This window comes from Microcoleus vaginatus FACHB-2002 (genome assembly GCF_040004035.1).
Taxonomy (GTDB): Bacteria; Cyanobacteriota; Cyanobacteriia; order Cyanobacteriales; family Microcoleaceae; genus Microcoleus; species Microcoleus vaginatus_C.
In genome coordinates this window covers 75,043-92,284 of sequence record NZ_JAMPLN010000015.1, presented here as the reverse complement: position 1 = coordinate 92,284, position 17,242 = coordinate 75,043, and the positions used below count along the sequence as shown (strand labels likewise).

Genomic DNA, 17,242 nt, shown 5'->3' with positions numbered 1-17,242 from the left:
GCAAAATGGGATTATTCGATCGCCTATGGCGAGTGATTCGAGCCAATATTAACAGTTTGGTCGGGGCTGCAGAAGACCCAGAAAAAATTCTGGAACAGGCTGTAATGGATATGCAGGAAGATTTAGTGCAGCTCAGACAAGCTGTGGCAGGAGCGATTGCAGCTCAAAAACGCACTGAACGCCAGTGCTCCCAAGCTGAGTCTACAGCAGCAGAATGGCATCAGCGGGCGCAGCTAGCTTTGCAAAAAGGCGAGGAAAATTTGGCGCGGGAAGCTCTGACACGCAAGAAATCTTATCAAGAAACGGCAACGGCGATGAAAGCCAGTCTGGATCAGCAATCGGCTGTTGTCACTAAACTTAAAGAAAATATGCGGACGCTCGAAAGTAAAATTTCCGAGGCAAAATCTAAAAAAGATATGTACATTGCCCGAGCTCGATCGGCCGCATCGTCGGAAAGGCTGCAAGAAATGATGGGAAATCTCAGTACCGGCAGCGCTTTGAGCGCGTTTGAACGGATGGAAGAGAAAGTCATGCAGCTAGAAGCTCGCTCCGAAGCAATCGCAGAACTCGGAACTAATGATTTAGAAAAGAAGTTTCTCTCTCTCGAAGGTGCCGACGATGTGGATACCGAGTTGGCGGCAATGAAAGCACAAATGCTTCCGGGCAACAATACACCCAAATTGCCGTCGAGCGAGCCACCCGCATCCTGAACCCCAGGCAACAGAACAAGAGTCGGGACGAGCAAAAACTTCTCAACAGCCTAGCTAGAGATGGCTCGAAGCCTGTTGGGGAATTCCCGGATCGACGTTAAACTCAATAGATAGGTGCATGAATAAGCTTGCCTGCATCACATTACTCGATCGCTTTAAACTGGATTTATCTGTCTGCAAAAATTGCCAAAAACTAAATCGCACTAAAAATCTGACAAGAGTGAATTTCACAACTGCGGGCTAGGGCTATCAAGCCTGCTTTCCGCCTACTTCGTACACCTCACCCAGGAAAAATAGCATTATGGGATTATTTGACCGCATTAGCCGAGTCGTCAAAGCCAATCTTAACGATCTGGTCAATAAAGCTGAAGACCCGGAAAAGATTTTAGAACAGTCTGTTACGGATATGCAGGAAGACTTGGTGCAGTTGCGTCAGGCCGTTGCCAGCGCGATCGCTACTCAAAAGCGCACCCAGACTCAGTACAATCAAGCTGAATCTCAGTCTAACCAGTGGCAGCAGCGCGCTCAGCTAGCCCTGCAAAAAGGAGACGAGACTTTGGCCCGGGAAGCGCTAGTTCGCAAAAAGTCTCACGCTGAAACGGCGGCTACGCTGAAAGCCAGTCTGGATCAGCAATCGGCTCAGGTGGAAAGTCTCAAGCGCAACTTGATCGGTTTGGAGAGCAAAATTTCCGAAGCTAAGACTAAGAAGGATATGCTCAAAGCGAGAATATCCGCTGCTAAAGCTCAGGAACAGCTCAACAATACCATTGGCACCTTGAATACTGGCAGTTCAATGGCAGCTTTCGATCGCATGGAAGAAAAAGTTTTGCAGATTGAAGCTCGCGCGGGGGCTTCGGCAGAATTGGCGGCCGGCGGCAGCAATTTAGAGGAACAGTTCCGCTTGCTCGAAAGCGGCGGTGATGTTGACGACGAGTTGGCTCAGATGAAAGCTCAACTGACCGGGGGTTCTGTGTCTCAAGGTCAATTGCCGGCAGCGGGTAAAACTGCAGCAGCTAGTAGCTCGGAGTCGAGCCCGGTGATTGACGCTGAGTTGGAAGAATTGCGATCGCAGCTCAATAAAATGTAGTAATCTCTATCAAAATTTACCTATTTCTCAGATCGCAGGTTTGATAGAATGCTCCGCCGACCTACAGGGCTAGCTTGGGAGGTCGGAGTTTTTTTAGTAATTTTTTATTACACAAAACATGAATTCTGTCAACCATCTTTATATTGACTTAAGGAATGAAGTGTTTAAAAAGTGATAGAGTAATTTTATTCCTTGGAAGAGGGCTAGCTTGAGAGGTAAGAGTTTTTTCAGTAATTGTTTTATGCACAAAATAAGTGTGCTGTCAACTATCTTTATATTGACTTAAGAAATTAACTCTTTCAAAAGTGATAGAGTAATTTTATTCCTTGCAATTGCGTCGGCTGCGCCCGATCGTAAGTGTAAATAACTATCAAATATCGCTAATCTGTCATGCCCGTGCAATTTTCGAGAGGCTTTTGTAAAATCAAGTTTTTCAAGGCATTAGCACTTGGTTTTTCAATTGCAGCTATTTGCCCCGCACTGCTATCCGCTCTAAGTGTTGGTGAGTCGATGGTTGATACCGACTCAGGGGTGCAAGCGCCAATTTTGCATGATAATTTACCGTCTCAATTCAAACTAAATCAAGAAACAGCAGACGATCGCGATCGGCTTCGTGATTTATACTCGGGTTCAGAATTAGATAGAGGCAGTAAAGAGATAGAAAATAGCATCCCGGAATTCGCTCAATCGACCCAAAGTGAGGCTCCAGAAACTCTCCCTCAATTGCCGAACAGAGGAGAAAATAGACACGAATTTCCGATTCCTAACCCGCGACTGCCAAATCCGGCTCCTCTCCCATAACCTGCGCCACCAAAGCCCTTGCCTTCAGCCGCACAGCTTTTGCCGCCTGCTGTTGCGGCGCCGGCACAGCCTGCAGAATTGCTAAGATTCCGGGTACGATAAAAGTCGATCGATTTGAAGTAGTTGGCAGTGATTTACCGCGAGCCGATCGTGCAAAATCCCAGAAGAGAAATCGCGCCCGATATCGGTACCTACAGTCGAGAAAGCGATACATCTTTGCGGGGAAAGGATTTTCCACTGTCGCCGGAAGCAGATAATCGGGGTAGAAATCCGGTTGCGGTGCTGAGGCTGTTTCAGGATTTTACTCAAAGGGGAGAGAGAGATGTCTTGGCGGCGCGATCGCACTTGTGTCAGGGAATGGCAGCATTTGGCGCTACGGTGAACAGCAGCAGCCCTGAGAGTCGATTTTTGACTGGGCTGGGTCAATTGCAGTATATGCGGTTGTTGGCTCCTGAGACGCTGCTGCAGGTGCGATCGGATGTGGCATTGGCTGGGACAGAGCTTTTGGCGATCGAACAATTCGGTATAGGAGGCTCAGATATCTTGCGGGGTTTCCGTCAGGATGCAATGCTTGCCGATAGCGGGATTTTTGATTCAGCCGAGTTGCGGTATCCGATGCAAGCGCAGCGACGACAAATAAGGAGTTTTGCAGGTGACGCCGTTTGTGGATTTTGGCAATGTTTGGAATCCCAGGGGAAGCGCGGTTTTGAAAGCGAATACATTGCTGTCAGCGGGATTGCGGCTGCGGTGACTGTACGGCGAAAGGTGGAATGCTCGCGGAGGCTGGGGAATTCCTTGGATTGATATTAAGTCGAGCAACAGGAGTTTACAAGAGCGCGGGCTGTATTTTTCTGTATAATTCAAACCTTTTTAGGAAAGCAGTCGTTTTGCCCTTGGCGGAACTGAGCAATTCCGCTATATAGTAATAAGTATCATTTGGCACTCCTCTGTAGCTGCCAAAAGTGTATTTTACTGATAATTTTTCAATAAAACTATGTCTAGGGTACGGTTGCTGCTTTTAAGTTCTTTTGCTGCCGGTTTTGGGCTTTGCTCAATCATTTTGGCGATGTTTACGATGACTTCCCGGCTGTCATTTACGTCTTTTTTTACATTTGTTTTAACTTTGGTGTTTTTTGGAATTAATCTGCTTTTTGCTTTGCATTATTATACATCACTTACTAAGCAATTGAGTGTTAAAAATAAAAGGAAAGCGAGAATTTAGCGGTTGTGAAGCACAAGCGGGAAAAGGCATGGAGACTTCTTTATGGAATTGGAATGGAATCAAGGAAAACGCCTCTGCGTTAGGAAAAATATCTAGCTGTAACCCATAATTATTTAAAGTCTAATTATTTAGGAGGTCTGTATGGAAACAAGACTAAAATGGTATGAATTTGCTAAGAGGCCGATCGCACTAAAATGACTGTACAGTCGCATCCACGCGCCACAGCTTCCGGGATGTTCCCGTGAATCACCTGCTTCAGCAGCCCTTCACGGCTCGCTCCCAGGACGATCGCATCGCACTGATCGTTCTGAGCCAAATCAATTAAAGCATCAGAAACCGATTTAGCGCAAACCGAAGTCGCTATTATCGAACAGCTAACCCTGCGCTTGATAAACTCCGCCGCTTGCTTTAATTCTCCCCGATCGGGTTCTGCAACAGAAGGCTGATGAACCTGACACAATTTAATCTCCGGTACAGCACTCGCAGCCACCAAAGCAGGTAGCAGCCGCAAAGCCGCAGCTTGCTTGTAACCGCCGCGAATAGGCACCAACCAACGGTGTAAACCCATCAGCGTGTGCAGTCCCAATTCTGGCCCTGGAATCTCTGAATTCGGCGGGGCCAATTCAGTCTCAGGAGTCGGTGAGGAATCTGAGGCGGCCAAGGTGGGATTATCTGCACCATCAACTCCTTCGGTATTGAATTCCCATTCTATAGACGCATATTTCCGCCCGCTAAAAACGGTGGAGAACTCATTTTTCTTACGTGTTGCTAATAGTTTTTCGCTCCATTTAACCAAAATCACCTCGCAGCCTGCTTGCCGAATTACGGTATCGACCACATCGCCAAAAATGCGTCCTTTTGTGGAAAATTCGCCTTGCCAGCCCATCAAAATCAAATCGATATGTCGCTCCTTTATTGTCTCTAAAATCGCGTGAGGAACGTCATGAGCTACCCGTATTTGGGTGTGTATCGGCAACTTCAAATTGCGAATTATTCGTTCGGCTTGTTGTAGCAGGCGGCGGCTTTTGGTTGTCCGCACTGCGCTTTCTGAAGGGGAACTGTTGCGCGGTACTAAGATGATTTGCAGGCATTCTAATTCGTAATTGCGATCGCGCGCGATCGCCGCCGCCAGCCGCAGCAAAGCGGGTGCTGTTTGGGGGTTTGAAAGCGGCACTAATAAGCGGCCGTTTCCGACTTGCGGAGCCCTGGTTTGATAGACAACATAGGAAGGTTCTGGATGCGGGCCCTGGGTTGTTTCTCCGCTGAGGCGATCGGATTCAACTCGGATAATGTCGCTGCGGGTAATAATTCCCACCAAACGCCGGCCTTCTACGACGGGCAAGCGGCTGATATTGTAGTTGTTGAGCCTGTACAATACCTCGCTTAAAGTATCGCTTGCTTTGACTGCGATCGGCTGTACAGTCATAAATTCTTTGAGCAGGGAGTTGCCGGAGAAATTGCGCTCTCTGGCATTTGCCAAATCGGTTTGACTGACAATTCCGACTAATTTGCCATCTTCAACTACTGGAAATCCTCGGTGGTGCGATCGCGAAAAAGCCTGCATCACTTCATCGAAAGTCAGCAGACTCGAAAGAGTTTCAACTCGGCGCTGCATCACGTCATCTGCGTGCAAGTCGCTCAAAGTATTGCTGGCAGCTTTTGCTTTTGTCAGTTGAATGCCGTTAAACTCCAAAAGGCGATCGTAAAAAGAGCCACTGTCCACCTTTTCCGCCACCAAATAAGCAACTACAGAACAAATCATCAAAGGCAGCACTAATTTGAAATCCGCCGTAATTTCAAACACAATCACTACCGCAGTAATCGGCGCCCTAGAAACCGCGCAAAAAAACGCTCCCATTCCCGCCAAAGCGTAAGTTACCGGCAAACCTACCCCCAGGGAATCTGCCTGCACAATTCCCACCATGTGACCGAGTGCAGAACCCATAACTAGGGCAGGGGAAAACAATCCTCCCGGAGCTCCAGAAGCAGCGGAAATAATTGTCAGAAAAAAGTGAGCTATAAAAGCAATTAAACTCGTTATGCCGCTTGCTTCACCGGTCAGCATAAACTCCCGTAAACCCGTATTATCGCGGAAAGTTGCTGGAAGAAAAGCTATTACTGAACCGCAGATTAAACCAGCTAGAGCCATTCGCACAGGCAAAGCTAATTTGAGCGATCGCCTGTTAAATTGCAAGCTAGCCATAATCCCTTTGGTGAACAAAGCTCCCAGCCATCCCGCTAAAACTCCTAATAGTATATAAAAGGGGATTTCCTGAGCATCAAAACTGGTTTGATACGCGCGAAGGTTCAAACTTAAACTATCGCCGCCCAAAAGCTGCGAGACAACTGCACCGATAAATGAAGCGATAATTGCAGTCCCTAAAGTCAATCCCGAAACGTCGTGCAGCAGTTCTTCAACTACAAACAAAACTCCTGCAATGGGAGCATTGAAACCCGCAGCCAATCCTGCAGCAGCACCGCAAGCAATCAATTGTCGGCGGTAGTCTGGGGAAGTGGGCATCAAGTGACCTATCCAGCCGGCCAAAGATGCTCCTATTTGGACAGTAGGGCCTTGCCTGCCTAAAGTTAAACCGGAACCAACTGCTAAAATAGTGGTCAGAAGTTTGGCGACGGCTACTCGCAAATCTAAGGAAAGATTGACTCCGCCGAGAGCAGCTTTGACGTGAGGAATGCCGCTGCCGGCAGTTTCGGGAGCAAAACGCTCAACCAAGAAACCTGTCAGCAACCCCCCGCATAAACCGACGCTGGGCAGTAATATCCAAGCTGGAATTACTGTCGAGGTAGCAACTCGCCAACTGCCGAGCCATCCGACTCCTGACTTTAGCAAAACACCGGCCAGTCCTGCCACCAAGCCGATCAGACAAGCTTCAAAAATGGCTAGGCGTTTCGGCCGTAAAAAAAGTTGAGATTTGATGACCCTGGAAGGTTCCCTAAATTGTTTAGGGATAGTTATGTAAGGCATAAATAGCGTAGATGACCTGATAATTGTCTGCTCGATCGCACTTTAGCGAAAAATCGTTCGACTTGGCAAAATATAACTAATTTTTAACCGGAGGTTCATGTAGATTAACGCTGATTAATTCTATATGTTTATAGAACCCATTTGAGATATTGCCAGCGATGGCTCATAGCAGTCGCTCGCTCATAGCAGTCGATTTACCATAACAAGTACGGAAGAACTACTTCCCTGCTTTGTTGAGACTCACTTTGCTGAGGATTCGAGCGCCCATTTGGCAAATTCAATTCCTGTCACACAACAATCCTCAAAAGTCAACCCTCAACCACCCTCATCGCAAAATATCCGACTTTTGCGAGTTGAAGATCAGACTTTTGCGAGTTGAAGATCCGACTTTTGCGACTTATATAAACAGCCGCCTGCAGAAATAATAGAGATAGCGAAAGTCAAGCCGCGCTCCCTTGGGTTCTATATGCAGTTGGATATTTGTGAACTGTAACAGGTAATTTTTAATTCCTGGGACTTAATTTAGCGAGGCCACCGATCTATGAAAAAATCTATCTCAGGGGGGATGCGGGGAGAAGGCGAGCTCATATGCTACCAGATGAGATCGCCTTCTCCTCAGACCCAATCGCTTTCAGAAGCAGTTAAGAAAATTATCAAGAGAGCCTTGTTATGACGACTCAATCCAAATTACCAGACGACTTAAAAGGTACGCTAGCCAAGGAGCAGTGGTGGCTGCTCAACAAAGGACAGGGAGTAGCCAATAAGAATGTCACCCCAGGCACTCCCGGTATTGACCTGAATGTAGTGCCTTTGTGGCCGTTCTATACGGGCAAGGGTGTCAAAGTAGGTGTCATTGATGACGGCATCGACGGGAACCACGAAGATTTTGCAGGCAACTTCGATCAATCGCTTTCCCTGCCAGACAGCTTAGGGGGCCCCTTTCCAGTAACGAAAGAAGACTCTCACGGTACGGCTGTAGCTGGCATTATCGCAGGTAGAAGAAACAATCTCGGTACAGTGGGTATTGCTTACGAAGCCACGATCGCGGGTTATAAATATAACGATACCAATGAAAGTCCCCTTCGGAGGTTAGAGGCACAAGCTAACTTCGACGTTTCCAACAATAGCTGGGGCCCCAAGGATAGGTTTGTCCCGGCGAAGAATGTGGTTGCACCCATCAAAAACGCCGTCATTAACGGCAGCGGGGGTTGGGCACAGTATTTGCCTTTGCCGGGGGAAACGACCGCGAAGATGTTAACCCAAATCTGACAGCAGCAGAACCACAACAGCGGGGGAGCAATGCCAACTTAAGCTGAAGTTCCCCCATTGACAAAGGCTCCTAAGTATGTACAGCTTACCTTTGAAAGATTTTGACTTTGATTTTACTGGGTACAAATCAGAGAAACGCCGAGTAAATCCAAAGCTTTTTGTTGCACGATTGTCGGTTGAGTAATCTTGTCAAAAACCCAACTAGCACCCTCAATGCTTCCGACAATTTCATTATGGGCGATCGTACCTAAATCCGCTAATAAAGTTTGGAAACTATGTACTGGTAAATTATTGGCTGTTCGCTTGGTTCTCGCCTTGGCTAAAGTTCGATCGCTCTTCGCCGCTTTAACCACTGATTTTTGCTGTTGGTGAGCCAACTCCCAATCCTCCTCATCAAACAGCATCGGAGCCAAAAGAGAACGCATCTGCCATTCTACGTAATAGGCTAACATACATAAAAATACGTGAGCCTTAACTCGATCGCTGTTGCGGTGGTAAATCGGTCGCACCTTTAAATCCACCGTCTTAAAACTCCGAAAAGCCGGCTAGACCTGAGATAAACTTTTATAAGCTATCACCGTTTCTGTTGGCGATAAAACGGCAGACTCAACTGAAGTCCGAATCACATATAACCCATCCAGGGCAGCTTCGCTGTTAATGCTTTGCGTGTTTCTTTCATAACTGAAGCTGTTCTCTTGAATATCCAGCGTGAAATGCTTGGCAACTTTGTAACGATTCACCACATTGCCCACTTTCAGGGCAATATTTGATGCCCCTGTTAAACGCTTCTTCTGTCTCGTTGTCGCAGCAACGATTTTGGATAGTTCTTTTTCTGTTGCTTGCAACAATTCTTCTCTCGTTTTGGCTCGCTCGGCTGCTAGCATGGGATTGCGGCAAGCAATTAACCGTTCTCCCGGATAGTCATCTGATGAGATTTCAGCGAGGTTTTTCTCGTCGAATAAAGAAAGTTGAATCGACTCTTGCTCGACCAGGCTGCGGATTTGGGTCGCACGCAGGGCACTAATCCAATCAAAACTGCGCTCTTCGTTGTTGTGAAAGTGTTTTTGAATAGTGCTTGAAGAGATGATACCCCGATCACCCACCCAAATTATTTTGGCAATGCCAAATCTTTCTTTGAGTTTGGCAATCTGATTGGTGAGGGTGGTCGGGTCTGCCGTATTGCCCTCAAATACTTCAATCGCGATCGGGCAACCTTCTGCATCGCAGATTAATCCAAATACTATTTGCAATTTACCTCTCTTGCCATCCCGATTGTAACCGTATCTGGCGACGGGGCAAGTTTTACCTTCATTGGGGCTGCTCGATACATCATAGAGTACCAAGGTTGATGATGCTAAATGCTTGGCTGCCCAATTATTCTCGATCGACTCTTGTCTGGCTAACAACCAATCCATTGCCAGATACAGCTCATCTTCATCGGCACCATCGATTCCCAAAATTTTTCCAATACTGGAGAAACAAGTTTCCTCGTTGAAACCTCTGGCGGTGGCTAATTTCGATCGCGGGTCAATTATTCTAGCAATTATCATCGCCAATACCAACCGAAGGTTGCGACTCTTTTCGGAGCTAATGAGATTGTGCAAGCCAGTATTTTTGAGGCTGCCCAATACTGCCGCTACATGACCGTGTGGGCGAGAACGAGTGATTTTAAAAGAGTCAGGTAAACTAGCGATCGTCACGCCACCTTTCAACAAGGCTTGCAGACCATTTACGGCATGGTCTGGTAGTTTTGATAAGTTTGCCAGGGTGCGTTTACGTACTTTTGAACCTTCGCGGTAGGACTCGCTTTCGCAGTACGGCTGGCGGAGAGTTTCTGTTGGGAACACGTTCGATATACATGGCTACTATTATGCCACACCTATAATTAACTCTTAAGACGAGCTTAAGATACATGGGTACAAGAAAGGGGGCAAAAAGCTGAATTTTACTTGCAGCGTAGGGGTTTGCTAGATTTGAACATCCCTTCTACGGGGTGAACTTCAGATAAATCATAAGATTTATCAAAAGTCAACATAAAACCTAAATCTTTACAAAAAGTGGCTAATTTTAAAGACTTGCTAAAACAATGAGGGGTTGTACCCCCCATAAGTTAGAGTCAGATACTATAGATGCACCCTGATGGCTTTCCCGTTCCACAAGAGCGGGATTTTTATTGTTGGAAAGCCGGAGCGTTAAGTTTCACCATACCTACTACAAAGAAAATGACGTGGGGATGCCAAGATAAAAGATATAGCAGAGCTAAAGCTCAAACTAGGACGCCGATCAATCCAACCTCACCCCTAACTCTGCGAAATAACCCAAAGGCGGTAGCATAGTTTGGGAAACGGCATCAACTAAAGATGAACTTAGCGCCAGCAACAGTCCTGCAACAGGGCAAATACAAAATTAACGCGACTTTAGGCATAGGAGGGTTCGGAATCACTTACCGAGCTATCCACACCCATTTAAACCAAACCGTCGTACTCAAAACCCTCAACGAAAGTCTGCGCCAACACCCAGACTCTGCCCAATTTCAGCAGCAGTTTATTGCCGAAGCCCAACGCCTGTCGCGGTGTCAGCATTCCAACATAGTCAGGGTAATCGACTTTTTTGAAGAAGCCGGACAGTCTTTTATTGCAATGGACTACATTCCGGGCAAAACTCTCGCCCAAATAGTCGAAACCGATCAGCCGCTGCCAGAAGCCCAGGCCCTGCACTATATTCGGCAAATAGCCTCAGCCGTAAGTACAGTTCACCACAGCGGATTGCTGCACGGAGATATCAAGCCAGAAAATATTATCCGGCGAGCCGATTCTCACGTAGTAATGTTAATAGATTTCGGAATTGCCCGCGGCTTTACCGCCGGCACCAAACAAACCCACACTAACTTGCTCTCCCCAGGGTACGCGCCGATCGAACAATACCTCTATGACGGTAAATGTACACCGGCCACTGACATCTACGCGATCGCAGCCACCCTCTACTACTTACTATCCGGCGTGGCCCCCGTAGCAGCACCCCTGCGCGATCGCATTCCCTTGACTGAGTTACGGCAATTTCAGCCCCACCTCAGCCCAGGAATCGAGCGAGCCATCCTTCAGGGACTCGAAATCGACCCCCACAACCGCCCTCAAACAGTGGAAAATTGGCTCACCATGCTGCAAGAAACAGAGCGAGTATCAGTAAAAAGAAAAGGCAAGCAAAGTCTAAAATTGCCCGCACCTCCCCCGCCACAGTTGACTTTTGTGGCGTTTGTGGTCACGGCTGCAATTGCAGGCTGGATGGGTTTTGACCTAGCATCGCACTACAACAGCACGACTCTCAGTAATCGGCCCAAAAGTGAGTCCTTCCCATCTCTCGAAGATTTGCTCAAATCCCGCGATTTGTCAGAGCCGATGTTCGGACAGCCGTCTGTCGAAAGCACCCCTCTCTACCCGATCGAACTCAACAAGCGTCCCAAACCCCCCTTAGAAAGCAGCAACATTCCCGAACAGATAGATCCCTCAGAAACTAGCGCAGAACCTTCTGAGTCTCTAGGCCAGGAAACTCCCGCCCCAGAACCCGAAGCGGAACCGGAGCCATCGCCGACGCCCGAACCCGCAGAGGAGCCTTCTGAGTCCCCCATTCCAGAGCCTCAAACCGAAATCGAGCCAGCTCCCCAACCAGAAGCCGCACCAGTACCAGAAGTTGCGCCCCTGCCTGCAGAACCGCCCGCCGCACCCGCTTCGCCTGCCCCTGGGAGTGCTAGCGCTGAAACCTGGCCGCCGTCGGAATCCCCGCCGTCAGTAATAGCCTCGCCCATCGAGCGATCGCCTGAGCCTGCGATACCCAGCCGCAGTGGCAACAATTCAGATAGTTCGATCGCACCTGATTCACCACCTCCGGTGGCCGATCCCACGATGCCTTTTCCCGAACCTGCGACAAATTAGTATGGTTTTTGTTGGTTCAAAGTGCGGACAAATACTTGGTTTTATGAATCAGCAAATATCCGCTCAGTAGTGGAGATAATAAGGCCCTACCTAGCCAACGACTATCTTCCAAAAACTTCCGTCGAATCTGAAAATCCCAACAGTCGCCGTCTGAGTTTATCGAATATTTCCTATTCCCTCTGCAATCCCAATGCCCGCAAAAAAAGTGCAGGACTGTTTTCTATTTTGATTTAAATTTTGATTTAAATTATGTTAGAATATGTGCGCGACGCTGAGGTGGTGTGATGTCGCGTATTAATACTGCCAAGCTGCAAACATTGTGGTACAAAGCAACCCCAACCTCGAATTTGAGCCAGTGTAAGCGAGGCTTTTGTGCGAAGCCGTGGCGCGTTAGACTCTTCTAACTCTCAACAATCCCATCCCCGACACTCGGGGTGCGAGTGTCAATTCCCCCAAACTTCCTTCCTTTGGGAGCAAGCATCATCGGGGACAAGCAAGTTATAATTTGTTGCGGAAGCGCACAGAGATTTTTTATGAGTAAACCCCCAGTTCATGCTTTTTTTGTAGGCAGAGCACTTGCCGAAGCACTGTACGAGCAATTAGAAAGCGCGGCAACCAACGCTTTCTCTGAACTCGGCAAATTTGACGCAGAACAAAGAGAACGCCTGCGGCAGTTCACAGATCGAGTTGTGGAACGGGCAAATCGAGCTTCGGATGAGGCGATGCAGACCAGAACTGGCACTGCAAGCACCACCACCATTCAAGACATCCATCCTGCAGATTTGCAAGCAACTATTGACGAGCTGCGCGCCGAAGTGGCTCTGGTGCGATCGGAATTGCAGCGCTACCGCAGCAGTTTGCCGTAGCGATCGATTCGACCACAACTATTATTTACTACGTGAGCGCATTGCTTTGCGCTCCTGCGCTCCTACTTCCAATCAAAGCAACAACATAAAATAAGCAATTTGGGAACCCAAGTGTCTGCTCTCCTTGATGACTCTGTTAATCGCCAGCGCTCCCCCAAGCACACTGGCGAAGCCGATGAGCCAAAAACTGCTAGTAAATCCTACAAAAGTAAAGCTTATCGCTGGAATCGCGAAAAATACTCCCGGAAGCGGCGCTTCTTCGACATTTGGGCCTTTGTCTTGCTCTGGCTGGCTTCCCTCTGGCTCGACAGCAAAAATTGGAGCTACTGGGGAGGCGTGACTGAAGAAAAAAAAGTTGCCCGACGCCGCTTTCAAGCTATCTGGGTTCGAGAAACACTCTTGGATTTGGGGCCAACTTTCATTAAAGTTGGGCAGTTATTTTCCACCCGCGCCGACTTGTTCCCCGCAGAGTTTGTGGAGGAACTTTCTAAGCTGCAAGATAAAGTCCCTGCTTTCAGCTACGAGCAGTTAGAGGTAATTGTTGAGCAAGATTTGGGCAAGACAGTTCAAGAACTCTACCGCAGCTTTGACCCAGTGCCCCTGGCTGCTGCCAGTCTGGGTCAGGTACACAAAGCTCAACTGCATTCGGGCCCGGAAGTGGTGGTCAAGGTGCAGCGACCGGGACTGCGGAAACTGTTCGAGATCGATTTGCAAATTCTTAAGGGAATTGCCCGCTACTTTCAAAACCATCCTAAGTGGGGCCGCGGCCGAGATTGGATGGGGATTTATGAGGAATGCTGTCGCATTCTGTGGCTGGAAATTGACTATCTCCATGAAGGCCGCAATGCTGATACTTTTCGCCGCAATTTTAGCAACTGTGACTGGGTGCGGGTGCCGAGGGTTTATTGGCGGTACGCGGCTCCGCGAGTGCTGACTTTGGAATACCTGCCAGGGATAAAAATCAGCCACTACGAAGCTTTGGAAGCGGCCGGTATCGATCGTAAATTAATCGCTCAGTTGGGGGCAAAAGCTTATTTGCGCCAGTTGCTCAACGACGGCTTTTTCCACGCTGACCCACACCCCGGCAACATCGCTGTTAGTGCTGACGGTTGTCTGATTTTCTACGATTTTGGCATGATGGGGCAAATCCAGTCGAACGTCCGCGAAGGACTGATGGAGACGCTCTACGGCATTGCTTCCAAGGATGGACAGCGGATTATGGATTCTCTGATCAATTTGGGAGCTTTGGTGCCTACGGGTGATATGAGTCCGGTGCGCCGCAGCATCCAGTATATGCTGGACAATTTCATGGACAAGCCTTTTGAAAATCAGTCTGTGAGCGCGATTACCGACGACCTTTACGATATTGCCTACAACCAACCTTTTCGCTTCCCAGCGACTTTTACTTTTGTAATGCGCGCTTTTTCCACCATCGAAGGGGTGGGCCGAGGCTTAGATCCCGAGTTCAACTTTATGGAGGTGGCACAACCTTTTGCCATGCAGCTTATGACTAATGGAAATGGCCATGATACAAGTAGCAGCATTTTTAACGAAATCGGCCGTCAGGCGGCTCAGGTGAGTTCGAGTGCTTTGGGTTTGCCCCGCCGGATTGAGGAGACTATTGATAAACTCGAACAGGGAGATTTGCGGATTCGCGTCCGTTCTGCAGAAACAGAGCGCTTGCTCCGTCGCATGAGCAGCGCTCAAATGGGCACGAATTATGCTTTGCTGATGAGTGCTTTTACTTTGTCGGCGACAATTTTGTTTGTCAGCAATCAAGTCTGGCCGGCTGTCGCTGTGGCCGTGCTGGCGGCGGGTGCAGGGTTTGCTATGCTGCGTTTGTTCAAGCGGATCGATCGTTTAGACAGGATGTCATAATTGTGCAATTTGCGATTTGAAATTTCAGGTTTGAGATTTCTCACCAGCCAAAATTTGACATCAAATGTTAAGTTTTGGCTGGCTGACCACAGATTGCTGAAATTTACAACATTTACGCCCTTTAAGGCTAAAAGCCCAGTTGCTGCCTAGATTTGTGGCCAGCGAAACCTCTAATTTTGGGTAGAAATCGAGTTTTTTTTGCACGTGCTGCTGAATTTACTGGATTTACCGAAATTTTAAGATGGGATTACCATCATACGATCTACAATATGAGGTCAAGGAAGTGCAATTTTTCCAAAACTCGCGATCGCGGGCTGCAGAATTTCAAGTCCGTTCGGGATTTAAGTTTTGGAATAAAAAATCGCACCCCATTAAATCAAGCTTTCAAGTTCGATGAGTCCAATCACCCAATCTATGAAACGCTCTTTCGCAGGTAAGACAGACACAGGGCTAGTTCGTTCCGTAAATCAGGATTCGTACTACATAGACTCTGACGGGCGATTTTTCATAGTGGCCGATGGAATGGGAGGACACGCCGGAGGTCAAGAAGCCAGCCGGATTGCGACTCAGGCGATTCAATCTTATTTGCTCGAACATTGGGAAGGGCCAGAGGATTCTCCGCTGTTGTTGGAAAAGGCTTTTTTAATTGCCAATCAAGCAATTTTGACGGATCAGCTCGACCACCCGGAGCGTGCTGATATGGGAACTACGGCGGTGGTTCTAATGTTTAGGGATGAGGGCCGACCCTGGTGCGCTAATATCGGGGACTCTCGCTTGTACCGACTGCACGGCTCTCGTTTGGAGCAGATTACTGAAGACCAGACTTGGGTGGCTCAGGCTGTGAAAAGAAAGGCTCTAACTCCTGACCAGGCTCGCACTCATCCTTGGCGTCACGTTTTGTCCCAGTGTTTGGGCCGCGATGATTTGCGGGAGATAGATATTTTGCCGGTGGACGTGCAGCCTGGGGATCGCTTGCTGCTCTGCAGCGATGGCTTGACTGAAGAACTTTCCGATCCATTGATTGCTTCGCCTCTGAAGTCGATTCGCGCCTGCGAGGGCGCTGCAACTGCTTTGATTCAAGCAGCTAAGGAGAAAGGGGGACGCGATAATATTACTGTGGTGATTGTGACGATTGACCTCAAATAATATTCGATCGCCCGATCGCACCCGGCTATCTAAAATCGAAAAATCTAAAATCTAAAATCTAAAATTGAATGACCCGCGTTATCGGTTTGATCAGCGGCACGTCGGTGGATGGCATTGATGCTGCTTTGGTGGATGTGGTCGGTTCCCAAACAGACTTGAAAGTGCAATTGGTGGCTGGCAAGACTTTCCCTTATCCTGCTAATTTGCGATCGCAAATTCTCTCGGTTTGCAGTGGCTCAGCTTTGTCAATGGCTGAACTAGCCCAATTAGATGATGCCATCGCCCAAGAATTTGCCACGGCAGCATTGACAATTCAAGCAGAATATGATAAAGCCGAATTAATCGGCTCTCACGGTCAAACCGTCTACCACCGACCTCCTGGGAAAGCCCAGAAAGACAGCGCCGATGCGTTAATGGGCTACAGCTTGCAACTCGGGCGGGGCGCGCTAATTGCGGAATTGACAGGAATTACTACTGTGAGTAACTTTCGCTCGGCAGACATTGCTGCAGGGGGTCAAGGAGCACCCTTAGTGTCCATAGTTGATGCCTGCCTGCTGGCGGAACCCAACATCAGCCTCTGCATCCAAAATCTGGGGGGAATTGGCAATGTTACCTATCTTCCGGCAAGAGGAAAAGGGGGAAACAATGACGAGTCGGAGATTTTCAGTCTTGGGGATGGCATATCGGGCTGGGATACAGGGCCGGCGAATTCCCTGTTAGATTTGGCAGTGCAGCACTTCTCAGGCGGCACTAAGACGATCGACGAAGGTGGAGCTTGGGCGGCATCGGGAACTCCCTGTCAAGCTTTAGTCGAGGATTGGCTCGCATCAGAGTTCTTCCGCCAAGCACCGCCGAAATCAACGGGGCGAGAGCTATTTGGTGTAGACTATTTTGACAGGTGTTTGGTCGAGGCCCAAGGTTACAACCTCAGTCCTGCTGACGTGCTGGCTACTCTGACAGAACTGACTGTTGCCTCGATCGTTCACAGTTACCAAACTTTTTTACCGGCTATGCCCGATCGAGTTTTACTATGCGGGGGCGGCAGCCACAATCTCTACTTAAAACGCCGATTGCAATCTCAATTGCATCCAGTGCAAGTGGTGACTACTTCTGAGGCAGGCTTGAATGTAGATTTTAAAGAGGCGATCGCATTCGCGGTTTTAGCCGCATGGCGGGTTCGGGGCATTCCCGGCAATCTGCCTCAAGTTACTGGTGCCCGGACATCGGTACTTTTAGGAGAAATTAACTCTTGTTGGCACAGTTGGGCGTGATAGCATAGAGTCTGAGGGACAACGGCTGTGCGTTGTTGCACCAGCATTGTAGCCAGCAGGAAAAGCATAGGAACAGCACT

14 protein-coding genes are annotated in these 17,242 nt (G+C 48.4%); 10 read left to right on the top strand and 4 right to left on the bottom strand.

The genetic code is table 11. The features are described 5' to 3' along the window. Window positions 1-5 precede the first annotated feature (5 nt). Window positions 6-710: a PspA/IM30 family protein gene (locus NDI35_RS14925; RefSeq protein WP_333085036.1), complete on the top strand. Its 705-nt coding sequence runs from the start codon at window positions 6-8 to the stop codon at window positions 708-710. A gap of 54 nt (window positions 711-764) precedes the next feature. On the opposite strand, the gene NDI35_RS14920 is transcribed toward NDI35_RS14925, so the two are convergent. Continuing rightward, window positions 765-941 (bottom strand): hypothetical protein, encoded by a 177-nt coding sequence (locus NDI35_RS14920; RefSeq protein WP_333069845.1) that lies wholly within the window; start codon window positions 939-941, stop codon window positions 765-767. 70 nt (window positions 942-1,011) lie between these two features. Here NDI35_RS14920 and NDI35_RS14915 point away from each other — a divergent pair, with 70 nt between their 5' ends. The 3 genes from NDI35_RS14915 to NDI35_RS14905 all read left to right on the top strand — a co-directional run bounded on the left by NDI35_RS14915 (window position 1,012) and on the right by NDI35_RS14905 (window position 3,402). After that, complete coding sequence (locus tag NDI35_RS14915) at window positions 1,012-1,797, top strand: PspA/IM30 family protein (protein ID WP_006635936.1); 786 nt, start codon at window positions 1,012-1,014, stop codon at window positions 1,795-1,797. A 510-nt stretch (window positions 1,798-2,307) separates the two neighbouring features. After that, window positions 2,308-2,598, top strand: a complete 291-nt coding sequence (locus NDI35_RS14910) for a hypothetical protein (protein WP_445313417.1) — start codon at window positions 2,308-2,310, stop codon at window positions 2,596-2,598. A gap of 129 nt (window positions 2,599-2,727) precedes the next feature. Next, the gene (locus NDI35_RS14905) at window positions 2,728-3,402 is read left to right on the top strand and encodes a ShlB/FhaC/HecB family hemolysin secretion/activation protein (protein WP_445313416.1); all 675 of its coding nucleotides are present in this window, start codon (window positions 2,728-2,730) and stop codon (window positions 3,400-3,402) included. A 590-nt stretch (window positions 3,403-3,992) separates the two neighbouring features. On the opposite strand, the gene NDI35_RS14900 is transcribed toward NDI35_RS14905, so the two are convergent. After that, window positions 3,993-6,803: a chloride channel protein gene (locus NDI35_RS14900; RefSeq protein WP_445313415.1), complete on the bottom strand. Its 2,811-nt coding sequence runs from the start codon at window positions 6,801-6,803 to the stop codon at window positions 3,993-3,995. A 669-nt stretch (window positions 6,804-7,472) separates the two neighbouring features. Between NDI35_RS14900 and NDI35_RS14895 the strand changes: the two genes are divergently transcribed. Next, a complete protein-coding gene (locus NDI35_RS14895) occupies window positions 7,473-8,072 on the top strand; it encodes a S8 family serine peptidase (RefSeq protein WP_445313414.1) in 600 nt (199 codons plus the stop codon). 113 nt (window positions 8,073-8,185) lie between these two features. Here NDI35_RS14895 and NDI35_RS14890 read toward each other — a convergent pair whose 3' ends face one another. Together NDI35_RS14890 and NDI35_RS14885 are read right to left on the bottom strand one after the other, a co-directional pair. Then, entirely contained in the window at window positions 8,186-8,581 is a 396-nt protein-coding gene (locus NDI35_RS14890) for a hypothetical protein (protein WP_445313413.1), read from the bottom strand. 36 nt (window positions 8,582-8,617) lie between these two features. Further along, the gene (locus tag NDI35_RS14885; protein ID WP_445313412.1) at window positions 8,618-9,919 is read right to left on the bottom strand and encodes an IS1634 family transposase; all 1,302 of its coding nucleotides are present in this window, start codon (window positions 9,917-9,919) and stop codon (window positions 8,618-8,620) included. Window positions 9,920-10,432: 513 nt separating this feature from the next. On the opposite strand from NDI35_RS14885, the gene NDI35_RS14880 reads away from it, so the two are divergent. The 5 genes from NDI35_RS14880 (at window position 10,433) to NDI35_RS14860 (ending at window position 17,162) form a co-directional block, all read left to right on the top strand. Beyond that, window positions 10,433-12,001, top strand: a complete 1,569-nt coding sequence (locus tag NDI35_RS14880) for a serine/threonine protein kinase (protein ID WP_445313411.1) — start codon at window positions 10,433-10,435, stop codon at window positions 11,999-12,001. 533 nt (window positions 12,002-12,534) lie between these two features. Next, window positions 12,535-12,867: a DUF6825 family protein gene (locus tag NDI35_RS14875; RefSeq protein ID WP_190660406.1), complete on the top strand. Its 333-nt coding sequence runs from the start codon at window positions 12,535-12,537 to the stop codon at window positions 12,865-12,867. Between the two features lie 111 nt (window positions 12,868-12,978). Next, window positions 12,979-14,745 (top strand): ABC1 kinase family protein, encoded by a 1,767-nt coding sequence (locus NDI35_RS14870; RefSeq protein WP_333138046.1) that lies wholly within the window; start codon window positions 12,979-12,981, stop codon window positions 14,743-14,745. Between the two features lie 414 nt (window positions 14,746-15,159). After that, the gene (locus NDI35_RS14865; protein WP_445313410.1) at window positions 15,160-15,891 is read left to right on the top strand and encodes a PP2C family protein-serine/threonine phosphatase; all 732 of its coding nucleotides are present in this window, start codon (window positions 15,160-15,162) and stop codon (window positions 15,889-15,891) included. Between the two features lie 68 nt (window positions 15,892-15,959). Beyond that, a complete protein-coding gene (locus NDI35_RS14860) occupies window positions 15,960-17,162 on the top strand; it encodes an anhydro-N-acetylmuramic acid kinase (protein WP_445313409.1) in 1,203 nt (400 codons plus the stop codon). The last annotated feature ends 80 nt before the right edge of the window (window positions 17,163-17,242 follow it).